At 57.7% G+C, this 16149-nt stretch carries 14 protein-coding genes and 2 tRNA genes; 8 read left to right on the forward strand and 8 right to left on the reverse strand.

Going from position 1 to position 16149, the window contains the following annotated elements; translation table 11 throughout:
- A complete protein-coding gene (locus CLU93_RS06310; RefSeq protein WP_218968327.1) occupies positions 1-1350 on the reverse strand; it encodes a hypothetical protein in 1350 nt (449 codons plus the stop codon).
- Positions 1351-2203: 853 nt separating this feature from the next.
- Here CLU93_RS06310 and CLU93_RS27840 point away from each other — a divergent pair.
- The gene (locus CLU93_RS27840) at positions 2204-2548 is read left to right on the forward strand and encodes a hypothetical protein (protein ID WP_143451714.1); all 345 of its coding nucleotides are present in this window, start codon (positions 2204-2206) and stop codon (positions 2546-2548) included.
- A 276-nt stretch (positions 2549-2824) separates the two neighbouring features.
- Here the strand turns inward: CLU93_RS27840 and CLU93_RS06315 are convergent, their stop codons facing one another.
- The 3 genes from CLU93_RS06315 to acs form a co-directional block, all read right to left on the reverse strand.
- Complete coding sequence (locus CLU93_RS06315; protein ID WP_257224898.1) at positions 2825-3373, reverse strand: transposase; 549 nt, start codon at positions 3371-3373, stop codon at positions 2825-2827.
- A gap of 319 nt (positions 3374-3692) precedes the next feature.
- Positions 3693-3783 (reverse strand) — tRNA-Ser (locus CLU93_RS06320).
- Positions 3784-3973: 190 nt separating this feature from the next.
- Positions 3974-5980 (reverse strand): acetate--CoA ligase, encoded by a 2007-nt coding sequence (gene acs / locus CLU93_RS06325; protein ID WP_099760431.1) that lies wholly within the window; start codon positions 5978-5980, stop codon positions 3974-3976.
- A 294-nt stretch (positions 5981-6274) separates the two neighbouring features.
- On the opposite strand from acs, the gene CLU93_RS06330 reads away from it, so the two are divergent.
- The 4 genes from CLU93_RS06330 to CLU93_RS06345 all read left to right on the forward strand — a co-directional run bounded on the left by CLU93_RS06330 (position 6275) and on the right by CLU93_RS06345 (position 9633).
- Positions 6275-6889, forward strand: a complete 615-nt coding sequence (locus CLU93_RS06330; protein WP_099760432.1) for a YqhA family protein — start codon at positions 6275-6277, stop codon at positions 6887-6889.
- Between the two features lie 71 nt (positions 6890-6960).
- Positions 6961-8502: a fumarate hydratase gene (locus tag CLU93_RS06335; protein WP_071079163.1), complete on the forward strand. Its 1542-nt coding sequence runs from the start codon at positions 6961-6963 to the stop codon at positions 8500-8502.
- A 67-nt stretch (positions 8503-8569) separates the two neighbouring features.
- On the forward strand, positions 8570-9415 hold the full coding sequence (gene murI, locus CLU93_RS06340; protein WP_099760433.1) for a glutamate racemase: 846 nt from the start codon (positions 8570-8572) through the stop codon (positions 9413-9415).
- A gap of 142 nt (positions 9416-9557) precedes the next feature.
- A tRNA-His gene (locus CLU93_RS06345) sits at positions 9558-9633 on the forward strand.
- An 82-nt stretch (positions 9634-9715) separates the two neighbouring features.
- On the opposite strand, the gene CLU93_RS06350 is transcribed toward CLU93_RS06345, so the two are convergent.
- The 3 genes from CLU93_RS06350 to CLU93_RS28165 form a co-directional block, all read right to left on the reverse strand.
- Positions 9716-10171, reverse strand: a complete 456-nt coding sequence (locus CLU93_RS06350) for an STY0301 family protein (protein ID WP_143451715.1) — start codon at positions 10169-10171, stop codon at positions 9716-9718.
- Between the two features lie 8 nt (positions 10172-10179).
- The gene (locus CLU93_RS06355) at positions 10180-10566 is read right to left on the reverse strand and encodes a BPSL0067 family protein (protein WP_070291164.1); all 387 of its coding nucleotides are present in this window, start codon (positions 10564-10566) and stop codon (positions 10180-10182) included.
- Between the two features lie 151 nt (positions 10567-10717).
- The gene (locus tag CLU93_RS28165) at positions 10718-11164 is read right to left on the reverse strand and encodes a response regulator (protein ID WP_180287818.1); all 447 of its coding nucleotides are present in this window, start codon (positions 11162-11164) and stop codon (positions 10718-10720) included.
- Between the two features lie 287 nt (positions 11165-11451).
- Here CLU93_RS28165 and CLU93_RS06365 point away from each other — a divergent pair, with 287 nt between their 5' ends.
- The 3 genes from CLU93_RS06365 (at position 11452) to CLU93_RS06375 (ending at position 15252) form a co-directional block, all read left to right on the forward strand.
- Entirely contained in the window at positions 11452-13557 is a 2106-nt protein-coding gene (locus CLU93_RS06365; RefSeq protein ID WP_099760436.1) for a TonB-dependent receptor family protein, read from the forward strand.
- Positions 13558-13887: 330 nt separating this feature from the next.
- Positions 13888-14547 (forward strand): FxDxF family PEP-CTERM protein, encoded by a 660-nt coding sequence (locus CLU93_RS06370; RefSeq protein WP_099760437.1) that lies wholly within the window; start codon positions 13888-13890, stop codon positions 14545-14547.
- A gap of 255 nt (positions 14548-14802) precedes the next feature.
- Complete coding sequence (locus tag CLU93_RS06375) at positions 14803-15252, forward strand: hypothetical protein (RefSeq protein WP_071079168.1); 450 nt, start codon at positions 14803-14805, stop codon at positions 15250-15252.
- A gap of 487 nt (positions 15253-15739) precedes the next feature.
- On the opposite strand, the gene CLU93_RS06380 is transcribed toward CLU93_RS06375, so the two are convergent.
- Entirely contained in the window at positions 15740-16123 is a 384-nt protein-coding gene (locus CLU93_RS06380; protein ID WP_099760438.1) for a hypothetical protein, read from the reverse strand.
- Positions 16124-16149 lie beyond the last annotated feature (26 nt).

Here is a 16149-nt window from a genome sequence, read left to right on the forward strand (position 1 = left end):
CTACTTGGCCTTTTTGTAAACCATAATGAATTCTTTAGCGATTACTGATGCGGTCTTATTTCGCTTGGTTAGCAGGCCTCGTGATTTAATTTGATCTATAAGAACCAACTCCTCGTGGCAGCCAAGATCTTGCATCACACTGGAAATGTATTCATTCGTAAATAAGGTGTTACCACATACTTCATTATTACCTATAACTATTACAATCCGGCCTCCAAGTGCGCACTTATCATACATCTCACTGAGCGCAGCTTTCATTTCCATTAAATATTGACGGGTAATATGGGCACGCAAAGTGTTTGTACGGCCCACCTCTGCCAATAACGATTCAAAATTTGAAGGTAGCGCATGCATACTTATCTCATTTCGATAAGCTGGCGAATGCTCCCTACCGATTGAACGGCCTTCAAACTCGGCTAATCTATCAGGAGGGACAAGCTCTAGCCAATTCAGCGAGAGGCTGGAGGAGCGTACGTATTTTTGTGCTGTGCCGTATGGCGGCGACGTTATGATTAATGGAATCCCGGCAGGGGGTATCTTGTTCGACGAAAGCGAGCGGGCGTCGTTACTAACCACTTCCACAGCTTTACGCCCAGGGTTTACTTTATTTGCAGCCTCGACCCGCGCAATATTAGCGTGACAAATGCGGAAAAACTCGTCTAAAGGGCGAGCGGTTTCAACCCATGCTAACTTTTCTAGAATGCGGAGATTTTGCTGTTCGCTAAACGCATCCTTCGTCCGCAACACTACGGGAACCGCTATTCCAGGATCAATTCGACTTACCTTGCGTGCAGTGGCCGAAAAGCACACGAGGAAAAATTCCTTAATTTGAGGGTCATCGTATTCTTTAATAGAACGGAGAAGTATTTCAAGCCGACGCTTGACATCTTGTGCGTACCACTTTTCACTGTTGACGACGAGAATCTCAGGCGCGGTGCGGAGACGAGCAGCACGCTCGACAATTCTTCGGGTGGCTTCTCTGAGCTGCTGCACATCGTAAGGAGTCGTCTTGACCCTGGTTAGCAATAATGCAAGTGGATTTGCATCTGCGACCAAGGCGTTGTGTCCGGCCAGCGATGCTTCCAATGCAACGGTTCCAGATCCGCAGAACGGATCCAGAACTTGCTTTGCTCCGCCATACATGTTGCAGCGAACGAAGAAATGCGCTATGTGAGGCAATAGCTTCGCTGGGTATGGGTGGATCTGATGCGTTAGCTGGTCCCCGGCTTTAAGCCAACTCACTAATTGCCTGAAGTTGACTTTAACCGGAAAATTATCCCGAGCGTAGGCACGCTTTAATTCTTCAATTAACAAGCTTGTATCGACGATACCAAGGTTGCTCTTGTGCAACTCAAGGTCTTGACGCGAAGTGAGAATGGTAGGTTGCATGTATGAGATAGATTAGCTATTGCACACATTTTACCTCAAGGAATTGAAAGAAATGCGACGAGATGTGTCAGATGCTACGCGATGGCAGGGTATGGGACGTTGTGACCGCTTGAACGCGCTGAATGCCTCTGCTGCATGTGCGAGGTCACGCAGCGTTTCAGAGCCGCTCGCCCACTCCTCCGGGGAAGCAACACTATTCGATTTCGCTCCGCGTGACGGCGTGACGGGGTCAGGTCCGCCATTCGGACACGGACTCAGGCACGGGTGCCGGGGTCACACGGGTGCCGGGGTCAGGTCCGCCAATTGGACACAGACTGATGCGCTGGGCGCCGTAGAAGCTTGCTAAGTCGAAACCTAATTGGAACCATGAACGCGCGCCTTCGGCGCGCGGGGCTGCCGCGCAGCGGCAGCAGTCAGTGGATTCGGAGAGGGCCGGGCCGGTAGGCCCGACCCTTCGAATCCCCCGCGCACGCCCCGTAGGGGGCGTGCTTCTCTCCGCGTACAGACGAAAAAAAAGCTACCCGAGGGTAGCTTTTTCTTTTTCGTCTGTGGCGGAGAGAGGGGGATACGTACCACCATCATCCTAAGCTCTTGATTACAAATACTTTTTTTCTTGTCAGCGTTAAAGTGTCCCAAAAATTCGGGTACCCCTTGTTGTGACACCTGTCATTGTAGCCATATCATCGGCATTTGTGTACTATTAAACTGTCTTCTTGTAGCTACCGAAGAACGGTCGTAGCCGTTCAAAACCTAGCCTACGGCACTTGACAAGCAGAATAATTTTTGTATGTTTTTCTCAAATGGAGAATTGCATATGAAATGGTGGAAAATACTTTTAACTCAACTGAGGATTCGTATGAACGGAATAGCGACTGTTGCCGGAACAACTTTGACGGCAAAAGATATTGTTAGCGCTTATGTCGTTACGCATAATGGTCGTAAAATCTGCATTGTTATTTCTACAGTAGATGGAGTGGTTGAAAGTTATCCGTACACTCCGGAATTGGAGAAAGGAGTGTTGCAGGCACTAAAAATAGATAAATTGGATGAGCAAGATTTTAGTATTGATTATTTGATTAATTTTTATAATAAAAATGAAAGATTAATTTCAGCCATGACTCCTTTTCTTGAAAAAAATAATTCTCATACGCCTAAATAATTCCGTCCATTCCAAAGGCATTCCCCGGAGTGCTTTTTTATGCCTGCTTTATTTTCGCAGAAAATTAAGTAGGAGCTCCCAGCCGGGTTCATGGGTTTAATATTTTAACGCAAGGCAGTACGTCAAGAAATTAATACATAAAAATTTTAAGGCAGAAATTTTAATGGTAGTAAAGAGGGAAATAGCATAGACATAAGCGAAGCCATGTCAAATTTATGGGTTTTATTTTAAGCCCCCGCTAGGACCTCAATCCACCCAAGTTAAGCATAATTGTCCTCAAGTTGTCTTGTAAGTCATGTATTTATGGGGCTTGTAAGCATTCGTTTGACGTGATCTTGATTGCCCCGGGCGATGTTGAAATGTTCGCCTGGCAATCAGGACAAGCGCGTCGGCGAGTAGGTGCACTGCTGCCAACCCAAGCAGCAACGAGGGCAAGAGCGGTTTGAGTATCGAGTGGACATAGGCGCGATTGATGCGCCTGCCAGGCGGCAAAGCATGATGCTGTTGGGCGGCACAGCAGGCTAGCGCCTGCAGGTTGTCGCACAGCACCTTGGCGGCCAGATCGAGCATGACGGCTTGCTGCGACAGGCCCGTCACGTGCTCCAGGTTGAGGCGATGCTTGAGGCGTTTGAAGGCTTCTTCGATGCGCCAGCGTTGGTGATACAGGTCGCCAAACAGCGCGGCCGGAAAGCCTTCAGCGTCGAGCAAATTGGTCATCAGGACACGCACCTTGCCGGTCGAGGCGACGTGGCGTATCAGGCGCACGGTCTGCGGCTCTCGCGTGCATTCATAGTCGTGGGCATCACGCTTGTCCGGTGCGCGCAAGGTGACGATCTGCTCTTGTAGCCCGGCTTGCAGAAACTGATTGACACACGTGTCGGGGTCAGGTCCGGCATTCGTACACGAACTGATGCATTGAGCGCCGTAGAAGCTCGCTCAGTCGAAACCTAATTAGAGCCACGAACGCGCGCCGCAGGCGCGCGGGGCTGCCGCGCAGCGGCAGCAGTTGGTCGATTCGGAGAGGGCCGGGCCGGTAGGCCCGACCCTTCGAATCCCCCGCGCACGCCCCGCAGGGGGCGTGCTTCTCTCCGCCTACAGACGAAAAAAAAAAGCTACCCGAGGGTAGCTTTTTCTTTTTCGTCTGTGGCGGAGAGAGGGGGATTCGAACCCCCGATAGAGTATTACCCTATACACGCTTTCCAGGCGTGCGCCTTCAGCCGCTCAGCCATCTCTCCTGAAGGCAATGCGCGCGTCTTGCTTGCTCACATTGTGTACTGCATATCGCTTGTCGCGAAGCCGCAGATTATAGCAAAGATTCTACAGACTGCCAAAGTTATTTACCCAGGGGTAAAAGTTTGACCAGGCCCGCCGGAAGGATGCGCGCCAGTGCGGCGCACGGCCCTTCCGGAGGCACCGGCCTGTCAATTAAGACGTTTCCTTCAACTGATCCAGAATCGCCGGGTTTTCCAGGGTCGAGACGTCTTGCGTGATCGTCTCGCCCTTGGCCAGCACGCGCAGCAGGCGGCGCATGATTTTGCCGGAGCGGGTTTTTGGCAGGTTGTCGCCGAAACGGATTTCCTTCGGTTTCGCAATCGGGCCGATTTCCTTGCCGACCCAGTTGCGCAGCTCCAGCGCCAGTCGTTTCGCTTCCTCGCCTGTCGGACGCGCTTGCTTGAGCACCACGAAGGCGCAGATCGATTCGCCTGTCGTGTCGTCCGGCCGGCCCACCACGGCCGCTTCGGCCACCAGCGGGTTGGCCACCAGGGCCGATTCGATTTCCATCGTGCCCATGCGGTGGCCCGACACGTTCAAGACGTCATCGATGCGGCCCGTGATGGTGAAGTAGCCCGTTTCCTTGTTGCGGATGGCGCCGTCGCCCGCCAGGTACATCTTGCCGCCCAGTTCTTCCGGGAAATAGCTGGACTTGAAACGCTCGGGGTTGTTCCAGATCGTGCGGATCATCGATGGCCATGGGCGCTTCACCACCAGGATGCCGCCCTGGCCGTTCGGCACGTCCTGGCCCGCTTCGTCGACGATGGCGGCCATGATGCCCGGCAATGGCAGGGTGCAGGAACCGGGGACCATCGGCGTGGCGCCTGGCAACGGGGTGATCATGTGGCCACCCGTTTCCGTTTGCCAGAAGGTATCGACAATCGGGCATTTCTCGCCGCCGATGTGCTTGTAGTACCACATCCACGCTTCCGGATTGATCGGCTCGCCAACCGTACCCAGCAAACGCAGGCTGCTCAGGTCGTAGTTGCTTGGATGGACTTTCGGGTCCACGTCAGCCGCCTTGATCAGCGAACGGATGGCCGTTGGCGCCGTGTAGAAGATGCTGACGTTGTGCTTCTTGATGGTTTCCCAGAAACGGCCCGCGTTCGGGTAGGTCGGGATGCCTTCGAACACCACTTGCGTGGCGCCCACGGCCATCGGGCCATACGCGATGTAGCTGTGGCCCGTTACCCAGCCGATGTCGGCCGTGCACCAGAACACGTCGTCGGGCTTGATGTCGAAACTCCACTTCATCGTCAGCGCGGCCCACAGCAGGTAGCCGCCGCTCGAATGCTGCACACCCTTCGGCGTGCCCGTCGAACCGGAGGTGTACAAGATAAACAGTGGATGCTCGGCATCGACCCATTCCGGCTCGCATTGCGCGCTCTGGCCTTCGACCAGGTCGTGCAGCCACGTGTCGCGGCCAGCTACCATCGGCAGGTCGCTGCCCGTGCGTTTATACACGATGACGTTTTTCACGCATTCGCAGCCGCCCAGCGCCAACGCTTCGTCGACGATGGATTTCAATGGCAGCTTCTTGCCGCCGCGCAATTGTTCGTCGCCCGTGATGACGGCCACGGCGCCCGCATCGATGATGCGTTCCTGCAAGGATTTTGCCGAGAAGCCGCCGAACACGACGGAGTGAGTGGCGCCGATGCGCGCGCAGGCTTGCATGGCAGCAACGCCTTCGACGGACATCGACATATAGATGATGACGCGGTCGCCTTTGGCGATGCCCTTGGCTTTCAGGCCGTTGGCGAACTTGCAGACTTTTTCGTGCAGTTCGGTATACGTTGCCTTGGTAACGGTGCCGTCGTCCGCTTCGAAGATGATGGCCGTCTTGTCGCCCAGGCCATTTTCGATGTTGCGGTCCAGACAGTTGTAGGACACGTTCAGCAGGCCGTCTTCGAACCACTTGTAGAACGGCGCGTTGTCTTCGTTCAGGGTGCGGGTGAACGGCTTTTTCCAGCTCAGGTTTTCGCGCGCCAGCTTGGCCCAGAAGCCTTCGTAGTCGCGTTCGGCATCGGCCACCATGGCGCGGTAGGCGTCCATGCCGGAAATCGTTGCCTGTGCGGCAAACGCTGCCGACGGTTGAAATACGCGCGACTCTTCCGGTCCCTGCTGCTCAGTGCCCTGCCCTTGGTTCTCTATAGCGGCCATGCTAGTCTCCAGTGTAGTAATTGTTTGTTAACACAATATTCCTGCTGTCTTACGGACGCCTTACATGCAGCGTTTTCCTCGATCCATTCTAACCATAATCGCCACCGGCGACGGGCGTCAAGCGTACGCCGCCCAGCATTCTGGATGGAAAAACTGATATCAAGTCAATTAGCTGGCGTCGCTTTGTGTTTCATCAAGGCCAAGAATCGAAATCGAGGGCATGCGCAGTGATCAGCAGCGAGTGTAAAATGTCGGGCATACCAAAAATTGGTATTTACCCCCAGGAAACTCCAGATGATCGACCACTCACAAAAGCCCTCCCATAGCAAACTGCATCCCCTGTCCGCCTTCATCTTCATGTCGCGCTGGCTGCAGCTACCGCTGTACCTGGGCCTGATCCTCGCCCAATGCGTGTACGTATTTCACTTCTGGGTGGAACTGTCGGACCTGATCGGCGCCGTGTTCGGCAATGACGCGGCCCTGCAGCACGTCCTGACGGCCGTGGCCGTACCGGGCGGCACCCTGCCGACCAAGCTCAATGAAGCGACCATCATGCTGGTGGTACTGGGCCTGATCGATGTGGTCATGATCTCGAATCTGCTGATCATGGTCATCATCGGCGGCTATGAAACGTTTGTCTCGCGCATGCACCTGGACGACCATCCGGACCAGCCGGAATGGCTGTCGCATGTGAATGCGTCCGTGCTGAAGACGAAACTGGCGATGGCCATCATCGGCATCTCGTCCATCCACCTGCTGAAGACCTTCATCAACGCCAACTCGTACAAGATCGAAGTGATCATCGCGCAAACGGTGATACACATGGTCTTCATCCTGTCGGCGATGGCGATTGCGTACACGGATCGCATTATGACGGTGACGCAGAACCAAGCCAGGGCGCCCCACTAAGTTCCGGCGCTCCCATACTGATTAGCAAACAGCATCAAAGTCTTACCCTTCTTATCCACCGCGAGAACACCATGACTGTCATAAAGCAAGAAGACCTGATCGAATCCGTCGCCGCAGCGTTGCAGTACATTAGCTACTACCACCCTGCTGATTACATCGAGCACCTGGCGCGCGCTTACGCGGCCGAGCAAAGCCCGGCGGCAAAAGATGCGATCGCGCAAATCCTGACCAACTCGCGCATGTGCGCGGAAGGCAAGCGTCCTATCTGCCAGGACACGGGTATCGTCAACGTCTTCCTGAAAATCGGCATGGGCGTGCGCTTCGAAGGCTTCTCCGGCACGGTCACCGACGCCGTCAACGAAGGCGTGCGCCGCGCGTACAACTTCGACGACAACAAGCTGCGCGCCTCCATCGTGGCCGACCCGCATTTCGACCGCAAGAACACCAAGGACAACACGCCAGCCGTGGTGCACATGGAACTGGTCGAAGGCAATACCGTCGACGTGAAAGTCGCTGCCAAGGGCGGCGGTTCGGAAAACAAATCCAAGATGATCATGATGAACCCGTCCGATTCGCTGGTGGACTGGGTCATGAAGACGGTGCCAACCATGGGCGCCGGCTGGTGCCCGCCTGGCATGCTGGGCATCGGCATCGGCGGCACGGCTGAAAAAGCCATGTTGATGGCAAAAGAAGTGTTGATGGAAGACATCGACATGTTTGAGCTGAAACAACGCGGTCCGCAAAACAAGCTGGAAGAACTGCGTATCGAGCTGTGCGACAAGATCAACTCGCTGGGCATCGGCGCGCAAGGCCTGGGCGGCCTGACGACCGTGCTCGACGTGAAAATCATGATGCACCCGACGCACGCCGCATCGAAACCGGTCGCCATGATCCCGAACTGCGCCGCCACGCGCCACGGCCACTTCGTGCTGGACGGCTCCGGCCCTGCCTACATGACGCCGCCGTCGCTGTCGTCGTGGCCGGAAGTGCACTGGACGCCGGACACGGAAAAATCCAAACGCGTCGACCTGAACACCCTGACGAAGGAAGAAGTCGCTTCGTGGACGCCGGGCCAGACCTTGCTGTTGAACGGCAAGATGCTGACGGGCCGCGACGCCGCGCACAAGCGCATCCAGGACATGCTGGCCAAAGGCGAAGAATTGCCGGTCGACTTCAAAAACCGCGTGATCTACTACGTCGGCCCGGTTGACCCGGTACGCGACGAAGCCGTCGGCCCGGCCGGTCCGACGACCGCCACGCGCATGGACAAGTTCACCGACATGATGCTGGAAAAAACGGGCCTGATCGCCATGATCGGCAAGGCCGAACGTGGCCCCGTCGCCATCGAATCGATCCAGCGCCACCAGTCGGCTTACTTGATGGCTGTGGGCGGCGCCGCCTACCTGGTGTCGAAAGCCATCAAGCACGCCAAGGTGCTGGGCTTTGCCGACATGGGCATGGAAGCGATCTACGAATTCGACGTCGTCGACATGCCGGTGACGGTGGCCGTGGATGCGAAAGGCACTTCGGTGCACAACACGGGTCCGAAAGAGTGGCAGGCGAAGATCGAGCAACTCAATAGCGTCAGCAAGATTCCCGTGACGGTCGCTTAAACAAGCTCTACCATAGACGCCGCGCGGCAACATCAGCGCGGCGTTTTTTTATCTTCAACGGTTCCCTATGACTTTTACTGCAAGCATTGCCCGCCCGGACGCGCCCATCGGCATTTTTGATTCCGGCGTGGGCGGCCTGTCGGTGCTGCGCCATATCCGCGCGCAGCTGCCGCAGGAAGATTTGATGTACTTTGCCGATTCCGGCTATGCGCCGTATGGCGACAAGACGGAACAGCAAGTGGTCGAGCGTTCGCTGGCGATCACCGCCTTCTTATTGCAGCAAGGTGCGAAAGCACTGGTGGTGGCGTGCAACACGGCCACCATCGCCGCCATCAAGGCGCTGCGCGCGCGCTACCCCGACCTGCCCATCGTCGGCGTCGAACCGGGCCTCAAACCAGCGGCGTCCATCAGCCGCAACGGCAAGATCGCCGTACTAGCGACGGAACGCGCCTTGCGCGGCGACAAGCTGCTGGCCCTGCGCGAACAGGTGAGCGCCGCCACGGGCGCCACGTTCATCTTGCAGCCCTGCATCGGCCTGGCCGACCGCATCGAGCAGTGCGAGCTGGGCAATGACCCGCAGGACGCCACCAGCGCCATGCTGGAACGCTACATCGCACCCATGCTGGCGCAAGGCGTCGACACCCTGGTGCTCGGCTGCACGCACTACCCGTTCGTGCAGGACGCCATCGTCCGCACGGTGCGCGCGCATACGCAGGAAACGATTACCCTGGTGGACACAGGCGACGCCGTGGCCCGCCAGCTGGCCCGCTTGCTCGACGCGGCAAGCCTGCGCCGCATCGACAACGAGGCGCCACGGCTGCAGGGCTACACGACGGCCAAGGTCGAAGCCTTGGCGAAAGCCTTCGCCGGCTTGCTGGACTTGCAGCCGCCCGTCACACACCTGTCCGTGTGAGCGGCGTGAGCAAAAGCGACCGTTTTCATGCAATCTTTCGATTCTTTAAAAAAGACTGCATTTAGATTTGCCACTTCGCCGAGTTCTTTGTATAATTCGGCACCTGTTCAGCAAAACAGCTAAACAGGTAAGTAAGACAGTGGTGGCTGTAGCTCAGTTGGTAGAGTCCAGGATTGTGATTCCTGTTGTCGTGGGTTCGAGCCCCATCAGCCACCCCACAGAATAAAGAAGAGCCCGGTTTTCGAACCGGGCTTTTTCTATTTCAGAGCAGGTTTTTATGGCGTAAATCAAACACCATGACTATCTGCACAGGATAGCGATGTTGCGCTCACCGACATGCTCACCTTGCCGATAAGTAAAAGTACAGCTGTCGATACTGTCGTCGAGCCGCATCGCCAAAGTCAGCTGACCCGTGCCGCCGTAACGACAGGCCAGCCATTTCCCCTCCGGAAACTTGCCATCGAGCCGATAAGTATCTACCCAACCTTTTTTCAAGCGCTTTTGCCGGAAGTCCGACAGCTCGCCCAACTGCTCCGGTGGCCCGTTCATCGGCGCCGCCGCATGCAGGTAAAGTGGCGAACCGACATAGCTGGTCCAGCCTTGCGGTACATCGGCAAGCTGCAGCGAGCCCTGGGAAATCGACACTGGGCAGGCAACGGGCGCGGCGCTGGCTGTCGATTGCAGGCACGATATGGCCAGCAGCGCCATTGCAGGCCAGCAGGTCCGTGCTGCCATTGTCGTTTTTGAGTATGCCATGACCAACCTCATTCAATCACGGAAAATGCATCGGCGTTATCGCTGGCGTGGATGTAATTACCGCGCTTGTCCTTGCCTTGCGAGCGTATCAGCCGCACCGAAATTTCGGTCTTGCCGTCGGCTTTCCATTGGTCTGCAATATAGATGCCGCCTATCGCCTGGCCGATGAACAAGGCGGCATGATTGCCATGTGGTCGGTTCGGGTAACGCCCCCTGACAAATGTGGCGATCGCGGTTCCCGGTTTGATGATGGCGTTCCCCAACACCGCTTCACCCTCGCGCCAGTTTGCCGTGACTGGCGCGCGAGCATAGTACTGCACCAAAGCGACGCAGTGGCGACTACCGACAACGGGCCTGCCTTTCAACTCGGCGACATTGGAATAAATATAGGGCATGAATCATCTCCTTGAGATAGATGTCATGCCACTCTATGCCGGATCAGGGGCGGCGCTTTTAAGCAAGCACAACTGTTTTTCCAATCCCAGGCGCATTCTTGCAAAAAAGCCGGCATGCAGCCGGCTCTCTTCGTCTTTTACTGCAGGATACCTACCCCGCCAGCACCGACTGCACCGTCGTCGCCAGGTCTTCCAGGCGCACGGGTTTGACGAGGAAGTGGCGGAAGCCCACGGCCAGCGCGTCGTCCATGTACATGGGCAGGCTGTGGCCGGTGACGGCGATCAGCACGGCGTTGGCCGTCTCGGGATTGTGGCGCAGGCGGCGGCCGATTTCGATGCCGCTGATACCGGGCATTTCGATGTCGAGGTAGACGGCGTCGGGCACGCACAGCTTGACTTGCTCGACGGCCATCTGCCAGTTGCGCACCACCACCGCGTGGTGGCCCAGCGCTTCGAGCAGCATGGCCAGCGATTCGCCCACTTCCTGGTTGTCGTCGACCACCAGCAGAGTGAGTTTGCGCGCAGCACTTGCCGGCTGGTCGTCCTGGCGGCGTTCCATGGAGGAACTGCCTGGTGTCGTTTCAGTTGTCTGGCTCATTGTACCTTCACGTCTGACGGCTGCAAAAACGGCAGTATACAAGAAGCGCGCGCAATGCCGTCGCACCCCAGCAATGCTGCCAAGCAGCAATCCAGGCGCCCCGCTGTACCGCGCCAGCAACACTTCCCCACCCCGCGCGGAGAAAGCCAGCCCTACGCAGTTTGCGCAATTGACGGATAAAATGAGAATCATTATCATTCTTATCCCCTTGCGCCGGATGTCCACGCCACGCTGTTGTCGCGCCGCCTGCTTGCCCGCGCAAACATTGTCACTACGGAGATCCATGCATGGCCGCCACACTTTCCACACTGCCGTTTTCGCTGCGCCCCTGCGCGCTGGCCATCGCCCTCGCCTGCCTGGGCACTTCCCTTGCCGCGCAGGCTCAGCAAGCCAACAGCGCCGAGAACGCCGGCCCCATCCTGGAATCAATTCAGGTCAGCAGCAACCTGCTGGGCACCAGCATGGCCGCCAGCACGAAGAATTTCGCGGGCGCCCGCACGGTGGTGCAAAAGGACGATATCGAGAACTCGGGCGCGACCAGCCTCAGCGACGTGATGCGCCGCATTCCCGGCGTGCAGATCAGCGACAACTCGGGCAGCGCCGGCAGCGCCATCGCCCTGAACATCGGCGTGCGTGGCCTGGCCGGACGCTATTCGCCGCGCAGCACGGTGTTGCTCGACGGCATCCCGATGTCGGTGGCGCCGTATGGCCAGCCGCAACTGTCGTTCGCGCCCGTCAGCCTGGCCAATGTCGAGACGGTCGATGTGGTGCGCGGCGGCGGCGCCGTGCGCTTCGGTCCGCAAAACGTGGGCGGCATCATCAACTTCAAGACGCGCCGCGTGCCCACCACGCCAGGCATCACGGGCGACGCCAGCGTGCGCTACAACGCTTACAGCGAAGTGGGCCACAACACGCAGGCCAGCGTGTTTGCCGGCACCCAGCTCGACAGCGGCCTGGGCCTGGCGGTGCTGTACTCGGGCATCCGCGGCAGCGACTGGCGCGTCGGCAGCGACGAGAAGGTCAACGACTTCGCCCTGAAATTGCGCTACGACCTGAGCCCGACCGCCGAGGTCTACGCCAAGCTGTCCTACTATGACGTGACGTCGCGCACGCCGGGCGGCCTGACCGCCGCCCAGTACAAGGCGGACCCGTTCCAGAACACGCGCCCCACCGACTACTGGAGCGGCGAGCGCAAGGCCTTCGACATCGGCTACCTGAATGCCATCTCCGGCACGCAGGAATTCGAGGTGCGCAGCTACTACTACAAGAGCTCGCGCGAAAGCACGCTGATCAGCGGAAAAAACCTGGGCCACCAGCCGCGCAACTATGAAACGACGGCCATCGAGCCGCGCTACACGCAGCGCTTCACGACCGGCAAGGTATCGCAGGACGTCACCATCGGCTACCGCTACCTGGCCGAACGGGCCGACGAAACCATCTACAACGTCGTCATCGCCAGCGGCGTGCAACAAAAGCCGACGCGCTTCGCCAACAATTCGACCGATGCGCAGGCCGTGTATATCGATGACAAGATCGCCATCGGCGCCTGGCGCATCACGCCGGGCGTGCGCTACGAGCACATCAAGACGGAACGCTTCAACCACTTGCCGGTCGACCAGAAGATCGAGTTGCTCAACAACAAGGCCCTGCCCTCGCTGAACGTGGCCTACTTGCTGAGCAACAACGTGACCCTGTTCGGCAACTACAACAGCTCGTTTGGCGCCGTGCAAAATACGCAGCTGAACTCGCAGTCAAGCAAGAACCCGCTGCAGCCGGAACTGGCGAAAACAGCCGAGCTGGGCGCACGCTGGAAGAGCGGCCAGTTGGCGGCCGAAGCGACCTTGTTCAACATCAAGTTCGACAACCAGATCCAGTCCGTCGGCAGCGGCGAGAACGCCGTCTTCTACAACGTGGGCGCCACGCATCACCGGGGCCTGGAAACGGCCGTCGATTACCATTTCGACCAATCCGGCCCGCTGGCCGGCGTGAACGCCTACGCCACCTACACTTACACCAAGGCCACCTTGCAGGATGGCGTGAACGCAGGCAATGACGTACCCTTCTATTCGCGCACCACGGACACCGTCGGCGCCCACTACCAGCTGGGCGCCTGGGGTTTTGATTTGTCGAGCAGCCACCAGAGCCGCCAGTTCGCCGACGAGGCCAACACCGTGGCGGAAAACGCGCCCGGCAACCTGGGCGTCATCCCGGGCTTTCGCACCTGGAACACGCAAGTAAAATGGAAAGTGCCGGGCCAGAAGGGCCTGGAGCTGGTCGCCGGCGTCAACAACCTCGCCGACAAGCGCTACTTCACGCGCACTTCGGACGGCAACCTGGGCAAGCTGGTGGGCGCACCGCGCATGGTCTATCTGCAGGGCCGCCTGGCGTTCTGACCATTGCCTGCGGCAGTGTCTATCGAATCGATATGCCGCCGCAGCCGCACCTACCCGCCAAAAAACCTGCCTCGTTGTTGTTGCGATGCAGGTTTTTTTACGCCCTGATGTTACAAAAATACTGCCATGCAAGAAGGTTCATAGTCGCGCTCGCCTCACATCACGGCAGTAATTGCTTCGCAATGGAAATTAATTGCATTACAGACACAAATAATTTCACAATTGCAAATATTTTTAGTCGGCCCTGGTGTTTGGTGTGAGTTTTGGTGATATCATTTAAATGTCATTTCAGAAATAAAATTATCCTATAATTAACTAAATTGGAACACCATGACAATGCCAGCCACCCTCCTGAAGATTGCCGCATTGGCCACCCTGGCCACCGCTGGCACAGCCAACGCCGCGACCGAACTGGTGGTCAATGGCAGTTTTGAAAACAATGTCATCTCCTCATCCTTCGCTACGCTCAGCAGCGTGACAGGCTGGACCTCGTCAGCCAACGGCAACTCGGCCTTTGAAATCCAGAAAGGCGCCACGCAAGGCGGCCTGGTCGGCTTCAACCCCGTCGCCGCCGCCGGCACGCAATACTTGGAACTCAACGCCGCGCGCCAGACGTCCGTATCGCAATCGATCGCCACCACGGCTGGCGGCACGTATTCGCTGTCGTTTGCCTATTCGGGCCGCCCGGATACGCCAGGCGGCGCGAGCAGCCTGATGAATGTCTACTGGGGTTCCACCCTGCTCACGCCAACGGCCCTGATCGGCACCACGAGCGGCGTGTGGCAAACCTACAGCCAGAACGTGTCCGCGCTCGGCTCGTCCACCCTGCTGCGCTTCGAATCGATCGGCCCGGTCTCCGCACCGACCTATGGCTCTTACCTGGACAATGTCTCGGTGATGACTGCCGTGCCGGAACCGGAAAGCTACGCCATGATGCTGCTGGGCCTGGGCTTGCTGGGTTTCATGGCACGCCGCAAGACTGCCGCCTGAATCCAGGGTCGTTGCGCAACAGCCGCTCCGCCACTTGGCCGGGCGGCTTTTTCATGGGCAAACGGGTACATTACCTCAGGAAATGTTGCAAGGAAGAATTAAATTGGCGCTACAATAGCGGGGCATCAAGCAATGCCAAGCATCGCACCGCCAGGGCCACTACCCCGCCCTGATTATCAGCACGCATTTTTTGAACAGGATGACTGGCGCTGCCGGGCCCGATTGCGCTCCCGGTACGGCCACCACACACGCACCATGTCTGCAGAGAAACCCATTACCGAAACCAGCTCCTACGGCAAGGATACGCCCGTGGGACGTCCCGACATCGATGGCCGCGCCGGCATTTTCGTGCCCACCGCGGAATTTGACCTCGACAACACCACCACCATCCGCAAGGGCGCAGGCATCGTCGGCTTCGGCAACCTCGATGGCACCCTGACCGTGTATTTCGAAGCGAACCGCTTCGACGAAAGCAATCTGCACAAGTGGGAACACAAGGCGCGCAAGGCGTATGACCGCATGGTCATGGGCGCGCCCACCGTGTCGAAGGCGAAGATCGATGCCCGCATGCTGGAACAGGTCGGCATCATCGATGGCATGGGCATCAATCTCAAGCATCCGGAACGCCTGACGCACTGGCTGGCGATCTCGAACGTGCCGGACACGGCGCCGGAAGAGCCCGTGGTGCGCTGGAAAAACCGCTAAGTAATCCTCAGACGGGAGAGCGAGGCGGGGTGCCAGGCACGAGGTGTTGTCCTACATCGCGGCGGACATTCATCCGATGCCCGAGAGCATCAATTCAACCTATGATGAAAGCCTGACCACACATTCCCCACCACTCAGGAGTACGACATGTCCCGCCTCATCCCGATCAGCTTTGGCGCCTTGCAAATAGGTCTGGCAGCGGCGGCGATGTATATCCTGTGCTCGGCGGATGTGCTGCACCAGAGTTCGGTATATTTCCACTAAGTAGGTCGTGGGAAATTATTGTGAAGTTATGACAAACAGAACCGGATGCTCTGCAAGGCGTCCGCTGCGACGCAGTGCGAGCACTGCTAGCAGCGGGCAACACCGCAGAGCGCCGGTTATGGAAGTCAGAAATCACAATAATTTATTACGCCCTACTTGGTAAAATGACAAAGCCGGGCAAGCAACGCTTGTCCGGCTTTGTCCTGCATGCAAGCGCAATAGATCAGCGGCGGCCGTGGTAGCGGCCATGCCCGCCCCAGCCGCCACGGTGTCCACCGTGGCGTCCAAAACCAAACATGAAGTCCAGCCCGATCGATACGGGTGGATTGTAATAATACGGTTGTGGCGCGTACACGGGCGCCGGCACATACACAGGTTGCTGCACGTACACAGGTTGCTGCTGCACGTAGACGGGCTCATTCGTGTATTCCACGCGCGGTGCGCTCATCACGCGGCCGGACTGCACCGGCTCGGACGAGACCGTATGCCATTCATAGGGATTGTAGGCCCCCTGCGGCGCGCGCGAACCGTAATACGCGGGACCGGGGGGCGCCACGGCGCAGCCACCCAAGGCGGCCAGCGAGATTACTGCCAACAGGGTTTTCATCGCAATTCTCCTAATGTGTACTATCA

Origin of the sequence: Janthinobacterium sp. 35 (assembly GCF_002754575.1) — a bacterium.
Lineage (GTDB): Bacteria > Pseudomonadota > Gammaproteobacteria > Burkholderiales > Burkholderiaceae_D > Janthinobacterium > Janthinobacterium tructae.

What these genes read in the sequence shown, in the direction of transcription:
- CLU93_RS06330 (WP_099760432.1), top strand. Translation starts at nt 6,275, where the DNA reads ATGATCGACCACTCACAAAAGCCCTCCCATAGCAAACTGCATCCCCTG.
- murI (WP_099760433.1), top strand. Translation starts at nt 8,570, where the DNA reads ATGACTTTTACTGCAAGCATTGCCCGCCCGGACGCGCCCATCGGCATT.
- CLU93_RS06335 (WP_071079163.1), top strand. Translation starts at nt 6,961, where the DNA reads ATGACTGTCATAAAGCAAGAAGACCTGATCGAATCCGTCGCCGCAGCG.
- CLU93_RS06380 (WP_099760438.1), bottom strand. Translation starts at nt 16,123, where the DNA reads ATGAAAACCCTGTTGGCAGTAATCTCGCTGGCCGCCTTGGGTGGCTGC.
- CLU93_RS06365 (WP_099760436.1), top strand. Translation starts at nt 11,452, where the DNA reads ATGGCCGCCACACTTTCCACACTGCCGTTTTCGCTGCGCCCCTGCGCG.
- CLU93_RS06355 (WP_070291164.1), bottom strand. Translation starts at nt 10,566, where the DNA reads ATGCCCTATATTTATTCCAATGTCGCCGAGTTGAAAGGCAGGCCCGTT.
- CLU93_RS06375 (WP_071079168.1), top strand. Translation starts at nt 14,803, where the DNA reads ATGTCTGCAGAGAAACCCATTACCGAAACCAGCTCCTACGGCAAGGAT.
- CLU93_RS27840 (WP_143451714.1), top strand. Translation starts at nt 2,204, where the DNA reads ATGAAATGGTGGAAAATACTTTTAACTCAACTGAGGATTCGTATGAAC.
- CLU93_RS06370 (WP_099760437.1), top strand. Translation starts at nt 13,888, where the DNA reads ATGACAATGCCAGCCACCCTCCTGAAGATTGCCGCATTGGCCACCCTG.
- CLU93_RS06350 (WP_143451715.1), bottom strand. Translation starts at nt 10,171, where the DNA reads ATGGCATACTCAAAAACGACAATGGCAGCACGGACCTGCTGGCCTGCA.
- CLU93_RS28165 (WP_180287818.1), bottom strand. Translation starts at nt 11,164, where the DNA reads ATGAGCCAGACAACTGAAACGACACCAGGCAGTTCCTCCATGGAACGC.
- acs (WP_099760431.1), bottom strand. Translation starts at nt 5,980, where the DNA reads ATGGCCGCTATAGAGAACCAAGGGCAGGGCACTGAGCAGCAGGGACCG.